This window comes from uncultured Altibacter sp. (assembly GCF_963972995.1).
In the GTDB taxonomy this organism is placed as follows: Bacteria; Bacteroidota; Bacteroidia; order Flavobacteriales; family Flavobacteriaceae; genus Altibacter.
This window is the reverse complement of sequence record NZ_CAXAXI010000001.1, coordinates 54,414-75,438: the sequence shown is the minus strand read 5'-3', so window position 1 is coordinate 75,438 and position 21,025 is coordinate 54,414. Positions and strand designations below refer to the sequence as shown.

General features: G+C 41.1%; 23 protein-coding genes. 9 read left to right on the top strand and 14 right to left on the bottom strand.

Annotation, left to right across the window (positions count from 1 at the left end):
* Window positions 1–37: 37 nt before the first annotated feature.
* The 6 genes from AACZ11_RS00405 to rsfS form a co-directional block, all read right to left on the bottom strand.
* On the bottom strand, window positions 38–304 hold the full coding sequence (locus AACZ11_RS00405; RefSeq protein WP_290628393.1) for an acyl-CoA-binding protein: 267 nt from the start codon (window positions 302–304) through the stop codon (window positions 38–40).
* A complete protein-coding gene (locus tag AACZ11_RS00400; RefSeq protein ID WP_290628391.1) occupies window positions 301–951 on the bottom strand; it encodes a phosphatidylserine decarboxylase family protein in 651 nt (216 codons plus the stop codon). The genes AACZ11_RS00405 and AACZ11_RS00400 overlap by 4 nt, the downstream gene beginning before the upstream one ends.
* On the bottom strand, window positions 941–1,744 hold the full coding sequence (locus tag AACZ11_RS00395; protein WP_290628389.1) for a phosphatidate cytidylyltransferase: 804 nt from the start codon (window positions 1,742–1,744) through the stop codon (window positions 941–943). The genes AACZ11_RS00400 and AACZ11_RS00395 overlap by 11 nt, the downstream gene beginning before the upstream one ends.
* Window positions 1,745–1,747: 3 nt before the next feature.
* Window positions 1,748–2,350 carry an LUD domain-containing protein gene (locus AACZ11_RS00390; RefSeq protein WP_290628386.1) on the bottom strand — a complete coding sequence of 201 codons (603 nt, stop codon included), beginning with the start codon at window positions 2,348–2,350 and terminating at the stop codon, window positions 1,748–1,750.
* 113 nt (window positions 2,351–2,463) lie between these two features.
* On the bottom strand, window positions 2,464–4,407 hold the full coding sequence (ftsH, locus tag AACZ11_RS00385) for an ATP-dependent zinc metalloprotease FtsH (RefSeq protein ID WP_290628384.1): 1,944 nt from the start codon (window positions 4,405–4,407) through the stop codon (window positions 2,464–2,466).
* 15 nt (window positions 4,408–4,422) lie between these two features.
* Window positions 4,423–4,794 (bottom strand): ribosome silencing factor, encoded by a 372-nt coding sequence (gene rsfS / locus AACZ11_RS00380; protein WP_290628381.1) that lies wholly within the window; start codon window positions 4,792–4,794, stop codon window positions 4,423–4,425.
* An 85-nt stretch (window positions 4,795–4,879) separates the two neighbouring features.
* Here rsfS and AACZ11_RS00375 point away from each other — a divergent pair, with 85 nt between their 5' ends.
* Window positions 4,880–5,611 carry a biotin--[acetyl-CoA-carboxylase] ligase gene (locus tag AACZ11_RS00375; RefSeq protein WP_290628379.1) on the top strand — a complete coding sequence of 244 codons (732 nt, stop codon included), beginning with the start codon at window positions 4,880–4,882 and terminating at the stop codon, window positions 5,609–5,611.
* Here the strand turns inward: AACZ11_RS00375 and AACZ11_RS00370 are convergent.
* Together AACZ11_RS00370 and pyrE are read right to left on the bottom strand one after the other, a co-directional pair.
* A complete protein-coding gene (locus AACZ11_RS00370; RefSeq protein WP_290628377.1) occupies window positions 5,608–6,000 on the bottom strand; it encodes an SRPBCC family protein in 393 nt (130 codons plus the stop codon). The genes AACZ11_RS00375 and AACZ11_RS00370 overlap by 4 nt on opposite strands.
* Window positions 6,001–6,036: 36 nt before the next feature.
* The gene (gene pyrE / locus AACZ11_RS00365) at window positions 6,037–6,705 is read right to left on the bottom strand and encodes an orotate phosphoribosyltransferase (RefSeq protein WP_290628375.1); all 669 of its coding nucleotides are present in this window, start codon (window positions 6,703–6,705) and stop codon (window positions 6,037–6,039) included.
* Between the two features lie 7 nt (window positions 6,706–6,712).
* Here pyrE and AACZ11_RS00360 point away from each other — a divergent pair, with 7 nt between their 5' ends.
* Entirely contained in the window at window positions 6,713–7,342 is a 630-nt protein-coding gene (locus AACZ11_RS00360; protein WP_290628373.1) for an NUDIX hydrolase, read from the top strand.
* Here AACZ11_RS00360 and AACZ11_RS00355 read toward each other — a convergent pair.
* The gene (locus AACZ11_RS00355; RefSeq protein ID WP_290628371.1) at window positions 7,304–9,049 is read right to left on the bottom strand and encodes a M14 family metallopeptidase; all 1,746 of its coding nucleotides are present in this window, start codon (window positions 9,047–9,049) and stop codon (window positions 7,304–7,306) included. The genes AACZ11_RS00360 and AACZ11_RS00355 overlap by 39 nt on opposite strands.
* Before the next feature lie 147 nt (window positions 9,050–9,196).
* On the opposite strand from AACZ11_RS00355, the gene AACZ11_RS00350 reads away from it, so the two are divergent.
* Window positions 9,197–10,120, top strand: coding sequence for a T9SS type A sorting domain-containing protein (locus AACZ11_RS00350; protein ID WP_339831149.1), 924 nt, complete (start codon window positions 9,197–9,199; stop codon window positions 10,118–10,120).
* 167 nt (window positions 10,121–10,287) lie between these two features.
* On the opposite strand, the gene rho is transcribed toward AACZ11_RS00350, so the two are convergent.
* Window positions 10,288–12,006, bottom strand: a complete 1,719-nt coding sequence (rho, locus tag AACZ11_RS00345; RefSeq protein ID WP_290628367.1) for a transcription termination factor Rho — start codon at window positions 12,004–12,006, stop codon at window positions 10,288–10,290.
* A gap of 194 nt (window positions 12,007–12,200) precedes the next feature.
* Here rho and AACZ11_RS00340 point away from each other — a divergent pair, with 194 nt between their 5' ends.
* Window positions 12,201–12,611 (top strand): DUF4293 domain-containing protein, encoded by a 411-nt coding sequence (locus tag AACZ11_RS00340; protein WP_290628365.1) that lies wholly within the window; start codon window positions 12,201–12,203, stop codon window positions 12,609–12,611.
* A gap of 81 nt (window positions 12,612–12,692) precedes the next feature.
* Here the strand turns inward: AACZ11_RS00340 and AACZ11_RS00335 are convergent, their stop codons facing one another.
* A complete protein-coding gene (locus AACZ11_RS00335) occupies window positions 12,693–13,184 on the bottom strand; it encodes a metallophosphoesterase family protein (RefSeq protein ID WP_290628363.1) in 492 nt (163 codons plus the stop codon).
* A 75-nt stretch (window positions 13,185–13,259) separates the two neighbouring features.
* On the opposite strand from AACZ11_RS00335, the gene truA reads away from it, so the two are divergent.
* Window positions 13,260–14,033 (top strand): tRNA pseudouridine(38-40) synthase TruA, encoded by a 774-nt coding sequence (gene truA / locus AACZ11_RS00330; protein ID WP_290628361.1) that lies wholly within the window; start codon window positions 13,260–13,262, stop codon window positions 14,031–14,033.
* Between the two features lie 4 nt (window positions 14,034–14,037).
* A complete protein-coding gene (locus AACZ11_RS00325; RefSeq protein ID WP_290628360.1) occupies window positions 14,038–15,801 on the top strand; it encodes an ABC transporter ATP-binding protein in 1,764 nt (587 codons plus the stop codon).
* On the opposite strand, the gene AACZ11_RS00320 is transcribed toward AACZ11_RS00325, so the two are convergent.
* From AACZ11_RS00320 to folP, 3 genes are read right to left on the bottom strand one after another with little or no spacing between them, the layout of a single operon-like run.
* On the bottom strand, window positions 15,753–16,589 hold the full coding sequence (locus AACZ11_RS00320; RefSeq protein ID WP_290628358.1) for a DUF3667 domain-containing protein: 837 nt from the start codon (window positions 16,587–16,589) through the stop codon (window positions 15,753–15,755). The two genes, AACZ11_RS00325 and AACZ11_RS00320, sit on opposite strands and share 49 nt — an antisense overlap.
* Window positions 16,590–16,593: 4 nt before the next feature.
* Window positions 16,594–17,379: a diadenylate cyclase gene (locus AACZ11_RS00315; RefSeq protein ID WP_339831144.1), complete on the bottom strand. Its 786-nt coding sequence runs from the start codon at window positions 17,377–17,379 to the stop codon at window positions 16,594–16,596.
* A 43-nt stretch (window positions 17,380–17,422) separates the two neighbouring features.
* The gene (folP, locus tag AACZ11_RS00310) at window positions 17,423–18,202 is read right to left on the bottom strand and encodes a dihydropteroate synthase (protein ID WP_290628399.1); all 780 of its coding nucleotides are present in this window, start codon (window positions 18,200–18,202) and stop codon (window positions 17,423–17,425) included.
* Window positions 18,203–18,308: 106 nt separating this feature from the next.
* Between folP and AACZ11_RS00305 the strand changes: the two genes are divergently transcribed.
* Genes AACZ11_RS00305 through AACZ11_RS00295 form a run of 3 tightly spaced genes read left to right on the top strand, consistent with a single transcriptional unit; the run spans window position 18,309 to window position 21,020 of the window.
* Window positions 18,309–18,851 carry a DUF1599 domain-containing protein gene (locus AACZ11_RS00305; protein WP_290628354.1) on the top strand — a complete coding sequence of 181 codons (543 nt, stop codon included), beginning with the start codon at window positions 18,309–18,311 and terminating at the stop codon, window positions 18,849–18,851.
* Entirely contained in the window at window positions 18,848–19,945 is a 1,098-nt protein-coding gene (locus tag AACZ11_RS00300) for a BT_3928 family protein (RefSeq protein WP_290628352.1), read from the top strand. The genes AACZ11_RS00305 and AACZ11_RS00300 overlap by 4 nt, the downstream gene beginning before the upstream one ends.
* Before the next feature lies 1 nt (window position 19,946).
* Entirely contained in the window at window positions 19,947–21,020 is a 1,074-nt protein-coding gene (locus tag AACZ11_RS00295; protein WP_290628350.1) for an ABC transporter permease, read from the top strand.
* Window positions 21,021–21,025: the final 5 nt, after the last annotated feature.

The window sequence follows — 21,025 nt, the reverse complement described above, 5'->3', positions numbered from 1 at the left end:
TTTGAGCAGTATACGTGCGAATGAAGTCTTTTTACAGCTACTTTCTGTATAAAAAATACTGCTTTACAGCTTCGATATATAGAAGTTTGGCTTCTTCACTGGACAGTTCGCGTGTTTGGAACAGTGCATTGGTCTTAAAGGCGCCAATAAGCGGATTATCACTACTGGGTTGGTCTTGGGAGTTGGTTGCACGTTTATAATAGGCATAGAGTTTCAATAAAACATCGGCAGGGAAGGGTTCGGTGTGGTTGTTGATACTTTCCACCGCACTTTCAAAAGCAGTATTTAATTCTTCGGGTGTCATTTTGAAGCCAATACAGTCAATCCGCCTTTCACTTTGGCGTGAAGCTTTATATCTATTTTTGCGTCTAATGGTAAGAACACGTCTACTCTCGATCCAAATTTAATAAAGCCACTATCATCTGTTTGGTGTATTTCTTGTCCTTCTTGGGCATAGTTCACGATACGTTTTGCCATGGCTCCGGCGATCTGCCGGTGCAGTACCGGACCAAATTCTTCATTATCTACGACTACGGTGGTCCTTTCGTTCTCTTCGGAAGATTTTGGATGCCAGGCCACCAAATATTTTCCGGGATGGTATTTACTGTAAATCACCTTGCCACCCACCGGATAACGAGTGACATGCACATTGATAGGGGACATAAAGACCGATATCTGAAGGCGTTTATCGTTGAAATACTCTTTTTCAAACACTTCTTCAATCACCACAACCTTTCCATCGACCGGGGAGAGGACCTGTGCATTATCGGGATTAAAATTCCGTTTCGGGTTTCTGAAAAACTGCAAAACCAATCCAAGTAATACCAACAGCGAAATGATGATCACCGCTTTTATGGTGGTGTTTTCAGTAATAAAATGTGTCGTGAGGCTAAGTACCACACATAGAAAAAATGCGACTAAAATAATTTTATGTCCTTCCTTATGAAACATAGGTTACAATTTCTAAAAAAGCATATACAAACGGGCTTGCAAAAATAATACTGTCCAGTCGGTCGTAAAGCCCACCGTGCCCCGGCATTAAAATACCGCTGTCCTTTACACCGGCCTGCCGTTTGAACTTTGATTGTATAAGATCTCCTATGGTACCAAAAACAGTTACGATTGCTGCCAATGTGAACCACGTAGCAAGATCAAATAAGTCTGTGTATTTAAAGATAATAAAAGCAGCACAAATGGACCCTACCAGACCGCCCAAAAATCCCTCCACGGTTTTTTTTGGTGAGATACGCTCCAACAACTTGATGCGTCCAAAATTCTTTCCTATAAGATAGGCAAAGCTGTCATTGGCCCAAACCAATACAAAAACCCCTATCACCACTTTTGGTGTAAATTCTTGGTCACGAAAAGGAATTAAGGTCAAGAATACAAAGCCACTAATGATATAAAAAATTATGGTTATGTATTTCTTTTTCTCAAACATGGGAATCTTATTGACCCATAAAACATCTTTTAAAAGGAATAAGTTCACAAAACACGAAAGGATCAAGAATAGATAAACAGCATTTATATCAAAAACCGAATAACTCAAGAAATAGAGTGCTACAGCCAGTAGCACATAAGCTAAATAGCTGGTGAGATGAACCAATCGCAAAAATTCGTTTAGAGTGATTAATGCAAGGATAAAAAAGAGTCCCATGAACCATTCGCGCGACGCAAACATAGAAAAGATAATGATCGAAATGTACAAGACACCCGATATGGATCGCACGATAAGTTCCTTCATAGATTATAGGTCTTCCAGTAGCAGCAAATATAGGTTTTTTGTGCTACTTCCATAACTCATGAAGTCCTTTTCTTTTTCGGTCTCGAAGTCTTGAATGGTGGTAATATTACTGGGAATATGGCTTTGACTTTGATTTTTTATTTTGCGCAGCCCTTCGCTAATGTTTTCCACCAATTGACTGGTAGTAGCGAAAATAATAAAGTTTGATGGAAGTTCTTTTAGCTTCTTTTCCTTTATCTGATTAGAACTTAAAAGAATGGAGCCATTATTAGCGACCAATGATTCACAGGTAGATAAGAAAAAGGTAGCGTTTGTTTTTTTACTAAAGTTGAGGTTGTAACCGTCAAATCGCGATGTCAATTGGTCGTTGATACAAAACACATCCCGCTCGTACCAATCGTTTTCTAATAATATGTTGTCGAATGCTTCAGATACCTCTTCTTGATTTTCACAATACAAGAACTTTCCGCCATTTTTATTGAAGTTGTAGGTAAATTTTTCGTCGGTCGGTAGTTTCTCCTCGGGATAATATTTACTCTGGTCAGATTTCTTTGCTTTTTCTTCTGACTTGTAGTTTGGGTTTAAAAGTCTTTTAAATAGACTCATGTACTAGGGGTATTGAGGAGTTTTATTAGGTTATTCTTCAAATATATAAAATCTAAACAGAAGTTAGTATGCCTAAATCCAAAGTTTACCTATAGAAACGAAAAAGTGGCAACTTATGTTGTTGCCACTTTTTCTTCTTCTGTCTTTTCAAAAGGTCTGTCTCCAAAAATTCTTTGAAGGTTGTCCTTAAAGATCACTTCTTTTTCCAAAAGTTCATTCGCAAGAAGCGTAAGTTTGTCTTTGTTCTTCTCAAGCAAATCAACCGCACGTTGGTATTGTTCTTCAATGATCCTTGAGATCTCTTTATCGATCAACTCTGCGGTTTTTTCACTATATGGCTTGGTAAACCCGTATTCATTTTGACCCGAAGAATCATAATACGTTAGGTTGCCAACAGCATCATTAAGACCATAGATGGTTACCATGGCACGTGCCTGTTTAGTTACTTTTTCAAGATCACTTAATGCTCCTGTAGAAATTTTTCCGAAGATTACTTTCTCGGCAGCGCGACCTCCCATGGTTGCACACATTTCATCTAACATTTGCTCGGGACGCACGATCAATCGTTCTTCAGGCAAGTACCAGGCAGCACCTAAGGATTGCCCTCTGGGGACAATAGTAACTTTAACCAAAGGAGCGGCATGCTCCAACATCCAGCTTACTGTGGCATGACCGGCTTCGTGGAAAGCGATCGCTTTTTTCTCTTCAGGAGTAATGATCTTGTTTTTCTTTTCAAGCCCCCCAACAATTCGATCTACGGCATCTAGGAAGTCTTGTTTGCCCACATACGTCTTTTCCTGTCGGGCAGCGATAAGTGCCGCTTCATTACAAACATTCGCAATATCGGCTCCGGAAAACCCGGGAGTCTGCTTTGCCAAGAAATCGAGATCCAGTGAATCATCGATCTTGATAGGACGCAGGTGCACCTCGAAGATCTCTTTACGCTCTCGTACGTCCGGCAGATCTACATAGATCTGGCGATCGAACCGCCCGGCACGCATTAATGCTTTGTCCAAAACATCGGCACGGTTGGTAGCTGCCAATACGATCACATTGGTATTGGTGCCAAACCCGTCCATTTCGGTAAGTAGCTGGTTGAGTGTGTTTTCACGCTCGTCATTGGACCCCGAGAAATTATTCTTACCTCTGGCTCTACCAATCGCATCGATCTCATCGATAAAGATAATGGCAGGGGATTTTTCTTTTGCTTGCTTAAAAAGATCGCGAACCCTAGAGGCTCCCACACCCACGAACATCTCCACAAAGTCTGATCCCGATAAGGAAAAGAATGGCACTTTTGCTTCTCCTGCAACGGCTTTTGCTAATAAGGTCTTACCGGTTCCCGGAGGTCCTACCAACAAGGCTCCTTTAGGGATCTTGCCTCCAAGAGCTGTATATTTGGCCGGTGTTTTCAGGAAATCAACTATTTCTTGAACCTCTTCTTTGGCGCCTTCTAATCCTGCCACATCTTTGAACGAGGTTTTTACATCGGTTTTTTCATCGAATAACTTCGCTTTCGATTTTCCAATATTGAAAATTTGTCCCCCGGCACCTCCTCCGGCACCCGATGACATACGGCGCATGATAAAAATCCAAATACCAATGATCACAATAAAGGGTAACAAGGTAAGAAACAACTCACCCCACATATTGCTATCGGTGTTCCAAACGATCTGAGTATCCAGATTGTTCTCTTCCTTAATTTGTTTAATGCTGTTCTCAAAATTTTGAAGATCTCCAAATTCAAATTGATATGTGGGATCGTTGGCGCCCGGAGGGAAAATAGAATTTCCGTCCTTTTTAGAGTGAACCTCTTTAGTTTTGGCATCGGGCGTTAAATAGACCTTAGCGATCTTCTTATTGATGATCTCTATCTTTTCAACATCCCCCTGCTTTAAATAGGTTTGGAATTGCGCTTGTGTGGTTTTGGCCGGTTGCGACCAGCTATTGCCGCCAAAGAACTGAATTCCGAGGAAAACTAAAATGATCGCAGCGTAGATCCAATAGGCATTGAACCTTGGTTTTTTATTTTCGGGTTTTTTATTTTCTTCTGCCATGAGGCTATTTTCTTTTTAATAAGTTGTTTCAATCTTAACCGACTTCGCATCTCCCCAAAGTCCTTCTATATCGTAGAATTCGCGAATGTGTTTTTGGAACACATGCACAACGACATGAACATAATCCATTAATACCCACTCGGCATTGTCGCTTCCTTCAACGTGCCAGGGTTTCTCCTTTAAGGCTTTGCTGGTTAATTTTTGAACGGAATTTACAATCGCATTGACCTGCGTATTGGAGGTACCATCACAGATGATAAAATAGTCGCATACGGTGTTCTCTATCTCGCGGAGGTCCAGAATTTCAATATTCTGACCTTTTACTTCTTCAATTCCTGAAATAATTTGTGTTACAAGTTGATCTGTTCCTACTTCTTTTTTCGACATTAATACTATTTATTTGCACAAAGTTATTACTTTTTTGTTTCTTGAAACGCTTTGTGAGCGTAACATTAACACAATCTTTTGTGATTTGAAAATAATCAAACTTAGTGCCATTGATTCCACTAATAGCTACCTGAAAGAATTAAGTAAGGGCTACGCTGTTGAGGATGGGTTGGTAGTAGTTGCCGCCAGACAAACACATGGACGAGGGCAAATGGGATCTCAGTGGTTATCCCAAGCGTCCAAAAGCCTTACATTTAGTATGTTCAAGCGATTTGAAGATCTGCCTGCAAGGGATGCGGAAAAGGTGCTTTTTGCAGTTTCATTAGCGACAAAAGAAACGTTAGAGCGTCTCAACATTCCCGGACTTTCTATTAAGTGGCCAAACGACATATTGTCATACAATAAAAAAATTGGTGGCATTCTCATTGAAAATCAGTTGCAGGGATCAAACATTGTTGGATCGATTATAGGGTTGGGCCTCAATGTGAACAACGAGGATCTTTCGGAGCTTCCGCAAGCGTCTTCCTTGTATCTTTCAACCGGAAAAACATACGACCTCGACACGATACTTCGTGATCTTGCAAAGGAGATGCAGCTACAATTGCAACTAATCGCCACAACCCCTTTAGAAACATTTCAGAAAAAATATGAAGACAGCATGTTCCGAAGAGGAAAGGTTTCGGTGTTTGAAGATGCCTTCAGAAATCGTTTTAACGGTATTATACTAGGTGTTAGCTCCCAAGGAAAGTTAAAGATTTCCCTAGAGGATGATTCGGTGAAGGAATTCGGGCTAAAAGAAATTAAATTATTGTTCTAGATCGTTTCCAAATTATCGGATAGGGTCTCTAAGAACTTGGATATTGGCCCTTTGATCATCATGGCCATCATTGGATTGAAATCACCTTCAAAATGAAGCTCGGCTTCCGAGGAGGTTTCGGTAACCGCATTGATATGCCCTATAAGAGTGAAAGGGATCTTGTCGCTTATAGCGCCTAGGACCACTTTGTTTGGCGCGTCAACCTCTTTTACTTCCAAGGCGATCTCCGGCATTCCTTTAAGGGCAAAAACGAAAGCATCTTCTTTGATCACTTCAAATTTACTGATGCTTTCGGGCATGAGTTGCTCAAAATTCTTCACTTCACTAAGAAAGTCGCATAATTGCGATGCCGACTTTTGAACGATTACTTTTTTACTTTTCAATTCCATAGCAGATTTTTTAGAGGTGATGGTAACAGACAATAACTATGCCTTTTTGGAAACGGGGGTTGCGGTAGGGTCCCAGTTGGAGGGGTCCTTACGCCAAAGCGACAGTAGCTTCGATTCTTTGGCAGAAATATAACGCGATTTCTCCGCCTGCTTCAATAGATTGTCGTAATTACTCAACGTATGTAAAGAAACCGCTGCTTTTGTAAAATTTTCTTCGGCTACGGCAAAACCGTATGTAAAAATGGCCATCATGCCTTTTACGTTCATATTCGCTTCGCGCAATGCTTCAACAGCCAACAAACTGCTTTTGCCGGTGCTAATAAGATCCTCTATAACTACCACGCTCTGATTTTCGACAACCATACCTTCAATCTTGTTCTGTCGACCGTGCTGCTTGGCCTCGGGGCGAACGTAACAAAACGGCAAGTTCATATAATCTGCCACCAGTGCACCCATTCCTATAGCACCGGTTGCCACGCCGGCAATCATATCGGGGCGCCCATACACTTGCTCAATTTGTGCCGCCATGTGTTCACGAATGAAATTTCGAATAGGTGGGTAGGATAAGGTGATCCGGTTGTCGCAATAGATAGGCGATTTCCATCCCGAAGCCCACGTAAAAGGTTTTTGTGGTTGCAATTTAATTGCATTAATTTGCAATAATAATTCAGCCGTTTTTTGTGCTGTTTCTTTATTTAAAATCATAGTGCAAATGTATAAAGTTTTTGTCAATGATATTCCTATAATCCTTTCTACGGAAAAAAAAATAGGGAAACAGTATACGGCCATCCCCCTTAAATTAGCGAAGTTCAAGAAATTGATCAATGCGATCAATAATGGTGAACTTACCTATGTAAACCTCTACCATAAGAATCCTGAAAAGCTGGAACAATTTCTTCGGAAAAAATTACCCGTTGTTGAGGCCGGCGGGGGTATGGTGTTTAATGATAAGAAGGAGATTCTGTTCATTAGACGCAACAAGAAATGGGACCTTCCGAAGGGAAAAGTAGAAAAAGGTGAAACCTACGAAGAAGCGGCCGTTCGGGAAACCATTGAGGAAACCGGAGTAAAGGATCTGGTGGTAAAACGCTTTCTTACAAAAACCTATCATGTGTTTAGGCGCAATGAAAAGTTTAAATTGAAGGTTACCTACTGGTACGAAATGTATTCAACCTACGATGGTCCATTGATCCCGGAACCTTCAGAAGGTATTAAAAAAGTACGTTGGAAGAACTTTGAGAAAACACAGAAAGCCCTTCAGGATTCTTATGAGAATATCAAGTTGCTTTTTCCGAAGGAATACTTAACCACCCACCCGAACGATAGGATAACGCAGGTGTGATGTTTCGTAATTGGGGGATTGTTTGTGGATCCAATCCAATTGCGCAAACCAATTTGCTGCAAACGCAGGATCGGTCTCTTTTTTTGCTTCAAATTGTTTCTTAATAATTGGATTCTCCTCCAAAAAATGTTGGGCCTTATCCTCCCAAACATAGGGTGAAAATCCTTCTTTTTGTTGTAAGATGGTATCGAAGAAGTTCCAATTGAAAAAGGAATCGGTTGCTTGCGGTTCTAATGTTTCCAAGATATAGCGAATGCCTTCCTGTTGTGTAGCCACCTTATAGTCTCCTTCTGAAACCTTTACTAATTGGGTCTTGGTCTTTACATTGGTGTTATAGTGGAGGTAATGTCCTTCGTAAGGGTTTCGAACCGTTTCATAGGTGTCTACATAATAGACTTGCGCAGTTACGGTAGTATCTTTTTGAATCAAATCGCATTTAATGCCGTTCGCCCTTAGAAGGTTCACCACATTGTGATAGCCTTTGGAAATAATGTAATACTCCGGGATAGTAACGGAATCGGCCGGTTTAAAGTAATCGTAATAGATCACATCCTTTTCAAATGGTTTCTCTCGGTTATATTTAAGTCGTGGTGCTCCCGTGATCTCGCTAGGAATCATTTCACCTTCATATCCTTTAAAGGACAAAATAGAGGTCTTTGAACTATCCACTTGCCATTGTATAGGATAATGATCACCAACCTGCCATTGCTTGTTGGCCTTTTCACGTAAGTGTTTGATGGTTTCATGTTCAGCATCTGCAATTGCTATAAAGCTTTTTAAAAGCTCGTAAGTTCCCTCAACACGATCTTTATACGGTTTTAGCATATGAGTTTCTATCATCATGCCCAAAGTATTAAAGAGTGTTGTATACCCTGTGGAGTATCTGGGACCATCCATGAACTGAGTGAATCCACTCTCGGGTGTTTGATTGAACACATTCACATAGGGTGTGATGTCCCATTGTTTTTTGCGAAGTGAATCCTCCAGTTTTGGCATAAAGGCCTCATGAAGGTAGTTTCCCAATTCGCCGCCAAGCTTGTTGTGCTGCGTGAACAGATGCGTAAGCACATATTGATAATCGGCACCATTACTCACATGCGTATCGATAAAAAGATCGGGCTTGACCGTTTTAAAAATATCGATAAATGCCAAGGCATTGCGAGTATCTGCTTTTATAAAATCCCGATTGAGATCGTAATTGCGGGCGTTCCCTCTGAAACCGTATGATTTCGGGCCGTTTTGATTGGTGCGACTGGTGCTGTTGCGGTTTAAAGCGCCTCCAATATTGTATACAGGAATGACTGCTATGATCGTATTTTGAGGTGCAGGAATCTTTCCTGCTGCAAGATCCCGAAGTAGCATCATAGAGGCATCAATGCCGTCACTCTCTCCCGGGTGAATACCATTATTTATAAGCAGGATATTTTTATCTTTTTCTGAAGAGAATTCAGATTCAAAAGAGCGATTCGGATTAAACGTGATAAGGTGGAGTGGTTCACCGCTATCGGTCTTATCCATGGTATACATGGCAATTTCAGTATATTTTTCTGAAAGTTGCGTATAGAATTCCACGACTTCTTGATAGGTACTTGTTTCGGTACCCTCTGTTTTTTCAAAAGGAATAGTGAAATCAAAATCATTTGTGTCACTAGATTTTCCGCAGGAAATACTTAAAAGGACGACAAGAAAAAGGATCGATTTTTTCATTTAGCTAAATAACAAAATTCCAAGTAACTCTACTAGCATTAATAGCTTAAGTCAATATATACTTAAACTTTTAACAGAAAAAATATGTTTTTATGAATTGCTTTTCTATATTTGTTACTCAATGTTAAACTTTAAATCCAAAGAATTATGAAAAAAATTACTTTATTTCTGACAGCTGTCGCAGCTTCATTTGCATTACAGGCTCAAACCTCAATGGTTGGTCCTGGAGGTGATGGAACTGTGATAAACAACGGACCAGCCGGTACTGCAACCAATAAGGGTGGTTCGGTCACCATTACCTACAATAACAGTCAAGCTATTGAAACCGGAGAAGAAATTGCGTGTGCAAGCCCAACCAGTTTCAGAAACAACAATCTTTTTATTGAGTTTGATCTTGCAGGTGATTTCGGTATTACTGATGCTTTTGAAGTGAGTGACGCTGAGATCGGTATTGGACCCGTTATCTCTCCAGCAGGTTTTCCTCTTACTTTAAATGTGTATTCCAGTAATGGCGGTGCATTTCCAGGAGGGACTCAAACACTTCAAGGAACAGCAACTGTAACTATCACAACTGCTGATGCAGAAACTATTATTTCAGTGCCGCTTTCGGCTACTATTCCAGCCGGTGACAATATTGTTTACGAGGCAGTATTGGTAGATGATGGTACAGATACTAACTTTACACGTTTTGCTGCTAACCAGCAAGGACCTTCCGGGATTAACTTTATTCAGGCGGCAGATTGTGGTGCTGCAACTCCAACAAACTTTTCTACTTTAGGATTGACGCAAGTTTTGATTATGAACTTAGTAGGGGAAGAAGTATTGGGAGTTGAAGACAACATCAACAACATCGCTTCTGTGTACCCTAACCCAGCTGGTGACATATTGAATGTTAAGATTCCATCAAACATCACCGTAAATGAAGCAAAGCTTTACGACATCTTAGGAAAAGATACCGGTCTTCGTTTGGTGAACGGTACGTTCGATACTTCCTCGCTAGCGAAAGGAATTTACATGTTAAATGTAAAGACTTCTGCTGGTACGCTTGTTGACAAGATCGTTAAGAAGTAAGAAATATCTTATAAATTGAAAAGCCTCGCATATAGCGAGGCTTTTTTTATGTTCAAGATGTCCAGTTATTTATTTAGATTCGAATGCTGTTCAAACTTATAAAAAAATCCAAGGCCGGAATTTAATTCCGGCCTTGGATTTTATACGTATTAATTCAGTTGAATGTATTAAGCATTCATTGAGATCAAGAACTCTTCGTTATTACGAGTCTGCTTTACACGCTCATTAATAAATTCCATAGCTTCCACCGGGTTCATATCTGCAAGGTATTTACGCAATACCCACATGCGTTGGATAACATTCTCGTCTAATAATAGGTCGTCTCTACGTGTGCTTGAAGACGTAAGGTCGATAGCCGGGAAAATTCTTCGGTTGGAGATCTTTCTGTCCAATTGAAGTTCCATGTTGCCGGTTCCTTTAAATTCTTCAAAGATCACCTCGTCCATCTTAGAGCCTGTTTCGGTAAGAGCAGTTGCAATGATACTCAAAGAACCACCGTTCTCTATATTTCTGGCAGCACCAAAGAATCGTTTCGGTTTGTGTAATGCATTGGCATCCACACCACCACTTAATATCTTACCACTGGCAGGTTGTACGGTGTTATAAGCTCTTGCCAAACGCGTAATGGAATCTAACAGGATCACTACATCGTGACCACATTCTACCAAACGTTTAGCTTTGTCGATCACAAGATTGGCGACACGTACGTGTTCGCTTGCTTCCTTATCGAATGTAGATGCAACAACTTCGCCACTCACATTTCGTTGCATGTCGGTCACCTCTTCAGGGCGTTCATCGATCAATAAGATGATTTGATAAACCTCCGGGTGATTCGCGGCTATTGCATTTGCAATATCCTTAAGCAACATGGTTTTACCTGTTTTAGGTTGCGAAACAATCATACCCCGTTGTCCTTTTCCAATAGGGGCGAATAGATCGATGATTCGCGTAGAAATCGTACTCTGCTTATCGGCTATGTTAAATTTCTCTTGCGGGAATAAAGGTGTTAAATGCTCAAATGAAACACGGTCACGAACCACATTAGGGTTTAGTCCGTTGATCTTATTCACCTTTATCAAAGGAAAATACTTTTCACCTTCTTTTGGAGGACGTACCTCGCCAAGAACCGTGTCACCTGTTTTAAGGCCAAACAATCTAATTTGCGATTGAGATACATAAATATCATCCGGAGAAGACAAGTAGTTATAATCACTGGATCTTAAGAAACCATAGCCATCCTGCATGATGTCCAATACACCTTCGCTTTCAATGATACTGTCAAACTCAAAATCGGGTTCTTTGTATCGGTTACGATTGTCTTTGTTCCCGTTGGATCTACTATCTTTCGAATTGTTTTGTTTATTGCCGTCTTTCTGGTTGCGGTTGTCCTTTGAAGTGTTTTGCTGATTCCCGTCCTTTTGATTTCGGTTATCCTTTGAAGCGCTCTGCTGGTTCCCGTCCTTCTGGTTGCGATTGTCTTTGGTATTCTTTTGTTGATTCCCGTCCTTGGATCTGTTAGTATCTTTTTGATCGGAACCGGAATCGGACTTCTTCGAGTCCTCCTTTTGCGATCTTGGATCTTGATCTTTGGAACGATTTTTTTGATTACGGTTATCATTTCGCGATTTGCGATCGCGATTGTCTTTATGAGAAGAAGATCGTGTGTCCTTTTTCTCATTGCTTTCCTTTTTTTCTGAAGTGTCTTTTGAAGTGTTCTCTTCTTGGGTAACAGACTTTACAGCTTTAGGATTCGCTGCTTGGTAATCAAGGATCTGATAGACTAGGTCTAGTTTTTTTAAGCTTCGGTATTTTGGAACACCCAAAGCATTAGCAAGTTCCTGAAGCTCAGGTAACAATTTTGCTTTTAATTCTGAAATTTCAAACATGTAAAAATACTATGATTTTAAATTGATACTAATTTCTTAGATACGTGTGTAGTTAGCTGAAAAATTATCGAAGACTAAGTAACCGTTATTGAAGTGGTTACGAATTGATACTGCAAGTATACGACAATAAATTAAATTTTACATTTAAATTTTTTATAAATAAGTTCTATTTTTGCAGCCAAAGAAGCTTATTTATGTTGCAACGCATTCAAACCATCTATTTAATCATCTCCATATTGGTGATGGGTGCATTGTATGTATGGTTTCCCGTGGTGCGGGATGCAGCCGGCGTAACCGTGATAGAACGAAGTGAGCCTCTTGTTTTTGGTCTTATTTTTGTTAGTATTGCTTTAACCATTATTTCAATTTTAAGTTTTAAAAAACGGCAGATGCAATTTGTGCTAAACCGTTTAACGATCATATTAAACTTTGTATTACTGGGAGTTTTCGTATACAGGTCGCTAACCTTATCCGGAGAGACATGGGTCTCAGAGAAGGGTATTGGGGTGCTTTTTCCCATCATTTCTATCGTTTTTTTAGTGCTGGCCAATAAGGCCATCAAAAGGGACGAGGATCTCGTAAAATCTGTAGACCGATTGCGTTAAACTACGTCTTAGTATCTATTAGTGCAAGACCCTCGAAGAATGCCATCTTCGGGGGTTTTTTGTGTTTACTGTAAAAGGTGCCTATCTTGGAAATTCAATCACTTCCAGATTTTGGATTCGGTCGCCGTCGATCTCAAACCGAAGCATCGTGCGCGCTTTATGGAAACCATGTTTTCCCACAGCACCGGGGTTCATATGTAGCAATCCGTACTTTTTATCTGGCATTACTTTTAGAATGTGAGAATGTCCGCAGATAAATAGGCGAGGCGTATTGACCTGTATCTCTGCGCTTATTCCTGAAGCATAACGACCCGGATAGCCTCCAATATGGGTAATCCACACCGAAACATCTTCACACCGAAAACGCTGATGCTCCGGAAACGATGTGCGCACTACGGTACTATCGATATTTCCGTATACGGCCCGCAAGGGTTTGTATTTTTGTATGGCATCGGTCACCGAAAGATCTCCAATATCACCGGCATGCCATACCTCATCGGCCTGTTGCGCGTATTTCAATATCTTGTCGTCCATATAACCATGGGTATCGCTAAGCAATAAGATTTTTTTCATGTATTTCTGAAAGGCTTCTGTCTTATGAAGTGTTAGGTTTGCGTATCTTTGACGGTAGTTCAAAAGTACAGATTCTTGCGCTATTTTATTGAAATAAGCTACAACGGAAAAAACTATCACGGTTGGCAAGTACAACCCGACGCCATAAGTGTACAAGAGGTTCTTGAAAAAAGTCTTTCTACCTTGCTTCGGAAAGAGATCAAGGTAACCGGCGCAGGACGCACAGATACGGGAGTTCACGCCAAACAGATGTTTGCGCATTTCGATACTGAAGCATTAGAGGATGCTTCGGTCTTACAATTTAGGCTTAATTCACTCCTTCCGAAGGATATTTCTGTAAAACACATATTGGAAGTCAAAGAAGAAGCGCATGCCAGATTTGACGCAATAGAACGCGAGTACATATATGTGATCAATTTGGAGAAAGATCCTTTTTCTACCGATCTTGCTTATTTAATCCATCAAAAGCCTTCCGTAGTATTGATGAACCAAGCCGCAAAGATATTATTGGACTATACCAATTTTCAATGTTTTTCCAGATCTAGAACAGATGTAAAGACGTATCATTGCAAAGTTAGTAAGGCCTTTTGGAAAGAAGAGAACCGGCAGTTGGTTTTTACAATAGTGGCAGATCGGTTTTTACGCAACATGGTGAGAGCCATCGTGGGAACGTTATTGGAAGTAGGTTTTGAAAAAATTACTTTAGATGATTTTCATACCATTCTAAAAAGCAAGGACAGAACTAAGGCGGGAGCTTCGGCACCTGCGCATGGTTTATTTTTAACGCGTGTTCAATATCCAAAGCGTATCTTTGTAAACAATCATGTAAACGAGGCGCTGGGGCAGTAGTACTATGGAAGAATCCGGAAAAGCATTCGATTTTAAACTCTTCAAACGGTTATTGGCCTTTACGAGACCCTACCGTTTGATCTTCTATTTTGTGGCCTTTGCTGCGATTGTTATGTCCGGTCTCGCTATTTTGAGACCTTATTTATTACAGCAAACCATCGATAAGTCCATCGTCCCTCAAGACGGTGATCAATTGGTGTATTTTGTTACGTTGATGCTTGGAGTGCTTTTGCTTGAGGTACTCTTTCAATTCGCCTTTATTTTTTATGCCACTTGGTTGGGACAAAGTGTAATCAAAGATATTCGTGTCAAGCTCTTTAAATTGATGATGAGCTTCCGAATGAAATACTTCGACAAAAGTGCCGTGGGTCGTTTGACCACAAGGGCGGTTAATGATATTGAGACCATTTCGAGCATTTTTAGCGAAGGTCTTTTCATGATCATTAGTGATTTGTTGAAGATGTTCGTGATCGCCGGCTTTATGCTATATCAAAGCTGGCGCCTTTCATTAATTGTCTTTACCATACTGCCTTTAATTATTTATGCCACACGGGTGTTTCAAAAGGCAATGAAAGTGGCGTTTGAAGAAGTGCGAAATCAGGTGGCCAATTTAAACGGATTTGTTCAAGAGCGCATCACAGGGATGAAGATCGTGCAGATCTTTACACGTGAGGAGACAGAATACCGGCATTTTAAGGAAATAAATGAAAAACATAAAAAAGCCTGGGTAAAAACAGTGTGGTATAACTCGATCTTCTTCCCGATTGCAGAGATGGCCTCATCGGTAGCGATCGGTTTAGTAGTTTGGTACGGCGGATTGAATGCTGTAGGCGGTGGCATCATCACACTAGGGATCATCACCATGTTCATTGAATTGGCACAAATGCTTTTTCGCCCCTTACGACAGATCGCAGATAAGTTCAATTCCCTGCAAATGGGGATGGTTGCAGCCAATCGGGTTTTTGGTATTTTAGACACAAAATCTCACATATCAGATGAAGGGACCATAACACTGGAGCATACCAAAGGGCTGATAGAATTCAAGAATGTGCGTTTTGGGTATAATGAGAATGAAGCGGTGATAAAAGATATTTCCTTTACGGTGCAGCCGGGGCAAACCGTTGCCATAGTTGGTGCTACAGGAGCAGGAAAATCTACCATTATCAATCTTCTTAATCGGTTTTATGAAATAAACAGCGGCTCGATCCATATTGACACGGTCAATATCAAAGAGTACACCTTGGCCTCGCTGCGCAGCAATATTGCTATCGTTCTACAAGATGTATTTCTTTTTGCAGATACCATACTCAATAACATCACCCTCCATGATCCCGCAATAACCGAAGAAGAAGTGATTGCAGCTGCCAAGGAAATAGGAGTTCACAAATTCATTAAGACGCTGCCCGGAGGGTATCATTACAATGTGAAAGAACGCGGGAGCATGTTATCCTCCGGACAGCGGCAACTCATCGCATTCTTAAGAGCCTATGTGAGTAAGCCAAGCATCCTTATTCTAGATGAAGCAACATCGTCAGTTGACACCTATTCTGAAGAGATGATCCAAACTGCTACCGAGAAGATTACTCAGGGGCGTACTTCTATAGTCATAGCCCACCGTTTAGCAACGATTAAGAAAGCTGATACCATATTGGTTATGGATGCCGGTAAGATTGTTGAAACGGGAACCCACAAAGAATTACTCAAAAAACAAGACGGCTACTACCGGAACCTGTATGAGGTCCAGTTCATGGCTGAAGAAATGCTGTAGGAAACACCTCTTTTGGCTTTTTCCAGCTCTATCATTTCCTGAAAATCTCCAGTAAAAATCAATACAACAACCTGTATTAGTCCTAATATAAGCATGAGGATCCCGGCAACCACTATAAAGAATAAAGAGCGCCAAAGGATGTTCCAGATGGATAACATATATAAGCGCTTATAGGCAAAGGCCGTATACAAGAAAAGAAAGGGAAACATCGCATAACTGGCAATGTAAAAATTACCGCCAAGTAACACCATGGTCATAATAATGGGGAAGGTAGTTAAAGTGAATTGTGCGAACACGTAGGCCATGATCACTAGATGCTCGGTAAAATTGAACGTATCCAATCCAATAAAAGTAAGTCGGGCCATAAGCGCATAAATCGGAATATTGATTAATGCCAATATAGTATAGTAGTCGTACGTCCATTCCATATCCATATCTGCCTGAGGCGTACTTTCAGGGATCATAATTGAGAGATCCAATGCTTCAGGAAAGAATTTACGCAGTATAAATAATTGTAATCCTGCAATGGTGAGCGCAATAGCGTAATAACTTACTGCATTTACATATTTTTTTCGTACGCCTTCAATATATCCGCCAATTACAATTTCGGGGTGGGAAAATAACTTCAGGAAGGTGCGTAGTAATGTATTTTCTACATTAAAATACTTCTCTGTGATCTCGTGCCATAGATATTTCAAAGTAAGTCTGTGGTGTACGACCTTAGCTCCACAGTTGCTGCAGAAACTGTCTTGTTCATGAAGTGGGTGCTCGCAATTTTTACAATTCATGCCTTTAATAGGTTAGGTCTTTTTCAAGTTGTTTTTTTAAATCGTCTACGTTTTCAAACAACACGAAATCCCCGTCCCTTAGGTAGGATATTTGTCCGTTCTCTTCTGAAACCACCAAACAAACAGCATCTGTTTTTTCGGTTATTCCAACGCCTGCACGGTGTCGCAACCCAAAACGAAGCGGAATGGATCGATCATTGGAAACCGGGAGGATCACGCGGGTAGCGGTAATGACATTCTCTTCAATGATGATGGCTCCGTCGTGTAAAGGGCTGTTCTTATAAAAAATACTTTCAATAATAGGTTGATTGACCTCGAGACGCATCTCATCACCGGTATTCTTTACAAAATCCAGACTGTTATTACGCTGCAAGACAATGATAGCACCTGTGTTCGTGGTGCTCATTTTTTTACAAGCCTCGATGATCTCTTTTACATTGGTGATGGTTCCGCTTTCACTTGATAAGAGTTTGAATTGTTTTAAAAACTTACGGCGTGCTCCAAAGTTCGTTGACCCCAACATGAGTAAAAATTTTCTGATCTCTTGTTGGAAAACCACGATTAAGGCAAACATTCCCACTCCCAAGAATCCTCCCAAGATCTTGCTGAACAATTCCATTTCAAGAAGTTCGGTGAGTTTCCAAATGCCATAGAGAATTACGATTCCCACAAAGATATTGATGGCCACTGTCCCTTTTACAAGGCGATAGATGTAGTACATTAAAAAAGCTACGAGCACTACGTCAATGATATCGATGATCTTAATTTGGGTAAAATCTAAGAGTTCCAAGGGCGTTTCGCTTTTTGTAAATGTAGGTTAAATATATAGAAAATTATGGTTTGGATTTTAGGTTGTGAACCAAAGTGATACATTCTACCGCTTCCTTTACATCGTGGACTCGCAGGATGGAAGCTCCCTTTAATAATGCAACTGTATTGAGTGCCGTGGTTCCGTTTAATGCGTCTTCCGGTGTGGAATCCAGTGATTTATAAACCATCGATTTTCGAGAGACCCCGGCCAGATAAGGAATCTCAAGACTTTGAAACTGCTCCAAATGGTTTAATAACTCGAAGCTCTGTTGTCGGGTTTTGGCGAAGCCGAAACCCGGATCTGCAATAATGTCATTGATCCCGGCTGCTCTGGCCAAAGCCAGCCTTTCAGAAAAATAGAAAAGCACCTCTCGTGTGACATCGTCATAGTTGGTTTCCTGTGTCATGGTTTGAGGTGTACCGCGCATGTGCATTAAGATGTAAGGGACGCCCAATTGGCTCACGGTATGATACATAGTATCATCCAAACGTCCCCCAGAAATATCATTGACAATGGCTGCACCTTTCATGACTGCTTGTTTAGCGACGGAGGCCCGAAAGGTATCGATGGAAAGGATCGCATCGGGAAATTCTGCAAGGATTGTTTCAATGGCAGGAAGTACCCTGTGTAATTCATCCGCTTCAGAAACGCTTGAGGCGCCGGGGCGCGAGCTGTAACCACCTATGTCGAGTATGGAAGCTCCTTCAGAAAGCATTTTTCCGGCTTGTTTCAAAATTGCTTCCGAAGCAACCGTCATTCCTCCATCGTAAAAAGAATCAGGGGTTACGTTGATGATGCCCATGACCCTGGGAGTAGAGAGGTCAAAAAGTTTCCCGTTACAATTGATGGTTTGCAATTTTTTAAATTGATTTATTTACCCGAAATTTACGCAAAATAGTAGAAACCCCATGCCCAACACTTCAGAACAGTATAACGATGTTATTGAACGATGCAGAGCCCTGTTTATCAATAAAATGAAGGATTACGGAAGTGCTTGGCGCATTCTTAGATTGCCTTCGCTAACCGACCAGATCTTTATAAAAGCCCAGCGTATTCGCGGATTGCAGCAAAATGCCGAACGAAAAGTGGACGAGGGAGCTGCCAGTGAGTTTATTGGGATCATCAATTATTCGGTGATGGCACTCATTCAATTAAAAAGAGGTGTGGTAGAACAACCGGACCTTACCTTGGAAGAAGCTACACAATTATACGACGAGCAAGTTGCTGCCACAAAGCAACTTATGCTTGATAAGAATCACGATTACGGGGAGGCCTGGAGGGATATGAGGGTAAGCTCTTTGACAGATCTCATCCTTCAGAAATTGTTGCGCGTAAAGCAAATAGAGAATAACAAAGGTAAAACACTTGTAAGTGAAGGCATTGATGCGAATTATCAGGACATGATCAATTACGCGGTCTTTGCTCTAATCCATTTAAACGATAGCGAATGAAAATATTAGTTGGCGTCTCACGCATCTTTGTCGGAATTTTATTTCTCATTAGTGGATTGATCAAACTCAACGATCCGGTTGGTTTTTCCTTTAAGCTGAAGGATTACTTTGCGCCGGATGTTCTTGACTTGGAGTTCCTAGTTCCGTACGCTCTAATCATAGCCATTTTTGTGGTGATTTACGAAGTATTGCTGGGCGTTATGATCATTATAGGCTACGCTAAGCGATTCACGCTTTGGAGCCTTTTGCTCATGATCGTCTTCTTTACATTTCTTACCTTTTACTCTGCGTATTTCAATAAGGTGACCGATTGTGGATGTTTTGGAGACGCATTAAAGCTCACGCCTTGGGAATCATTTACCAAAGATGTGGTACTCCTGGTACTTATTTTGATCCTTTTCTTCGGAAAGAAATACATACAACCGTTCTTTACCAGCGGAACTCGAAGCATCATTGTGTTCGCTTCCTTTGTGGGCTGTTTGGGGATTACGTATTACGTACTGCAGCATTTGCCCATTATAGATTTTAGACCCTACAAAATAGGAGCCAATATTCAAGAGGGTATGAGCATTCCTGAAGGAGCACCGCAACCTATCTTCGAATACCATTGGAAATTCAGCGTGAACGGAGAAGAGCAAGTGATTACTACCAACGGTGATTATCCGCAAGTGGAAGGGACGTTTATAGGAGTGGAAACTGAAGAGATCCAAGAGGGGTACGAACCGCCGGTACATGATTTTAGTATTGAGAGGGATGGTGAAGATTTTACCACACAATTCCTTAACGAGAAAGATCTAATTGTTATCGTCGTGTACAATCTCGCCAATGCCGAAAAAGAAGGTTTTTCGGCCGTAAGAAAAGTAACCGATGACGCCTTGGCAAAGGGTTACAAAGTAATAGGGATGTCTGCCTCTTCTCCTGAGGTCATGGGAGGGGTAGTGAAAGAATTCGGGTTGAATTTCAATTTCTACTTTTGTGATGAAACCACCCTAAAAACCATTGTGCGAAGCAATCCCGGAATCTTGGAATTGCAGGAAGGCACTATCGTTCAAAAATTACATTTCAATGATGCGGAAGATCTAAAACTTAAGTAGAGTGGGGCGTTACGTACTTCAAAAACTGGGTTATGCACTGCTTACACTATTTGGAGTCGTTACGGTGATCTTCTTGCTGTTTACAATTTTACCCGGGGATCCTGCGCGAATGATGCTGGGTCAAAATGAAAGTGCTCAACAGATTGCTGTTGTGAAAAAGAAGTATGGTTTCGATCAGCCGGTCTCAGTACAATACCTACAGTATCTCAATGATCTCTCCCCGGTTTCCTTACACAGTCTCGAACCCTCAGATTATTCGTACCGTTCGGAAGGAAAATATCAAGCCGTTTCACTGTTCAGTGTTGCCCAAACCGAAGTGGTTCTTAAGGTGCCCTATTTGCGAGAATCCTTTCAAAAGAACGGAAAAAAAGTAAGTGCCGTAATCGCCGAAACCTTACCAAACACCGTGATTTTGGCGATCTCTGCAATTACTATTGCTATGTTATTAGGGGTGATGTTAGGAATAATTTCGGTGCTCTTTAAAGATGGCTGGATCGATAAGTGCATACAATTGGTGAGTACCTTAGGGATGAGCGTTCCCTCTTTTTTTAGTGCGATCCTGTTTGCTTGGATCTTCGGATTTGTGCTTCATGAGTACACACAGCTTAACATGACCGGAAGTTTGTATGCTGTAGACGATTTTGGAGAAGGCTCGTACATACAATGGAAAAATTTGATCTTACCGGCCATCGTCTTGGGGATTCGCCCGTTGGCTGTCGTGAGTCAGTTAATGCGAAACTCCTTGCTGGAAGTGCTTAATCAGGATTACATTCGCACTGCGAAAGCAAAAGGACTTTCTTTTACTACGATTATAAGGAGGCATGCACTCAAGAATTCACTCAATCCCGTGGTTACGGCTATTTCGGGGTGGTTCGCCTCGATGTTGGCCGGAGCGGTATTTGTAGAATATATATTTGGTTGGAACGGGTTAGGAAAAGAGATAGTAGATGCCCTTAACACATTGGACCTTCCCATTATTATGGGCGCGGTACTCGTGATCGCCACCCTTTTTATTCTTATCAATATTTTTGTGGATGTGATCTACGGATGGTTGGATCCTAAAATTAGAACGTAAACGAT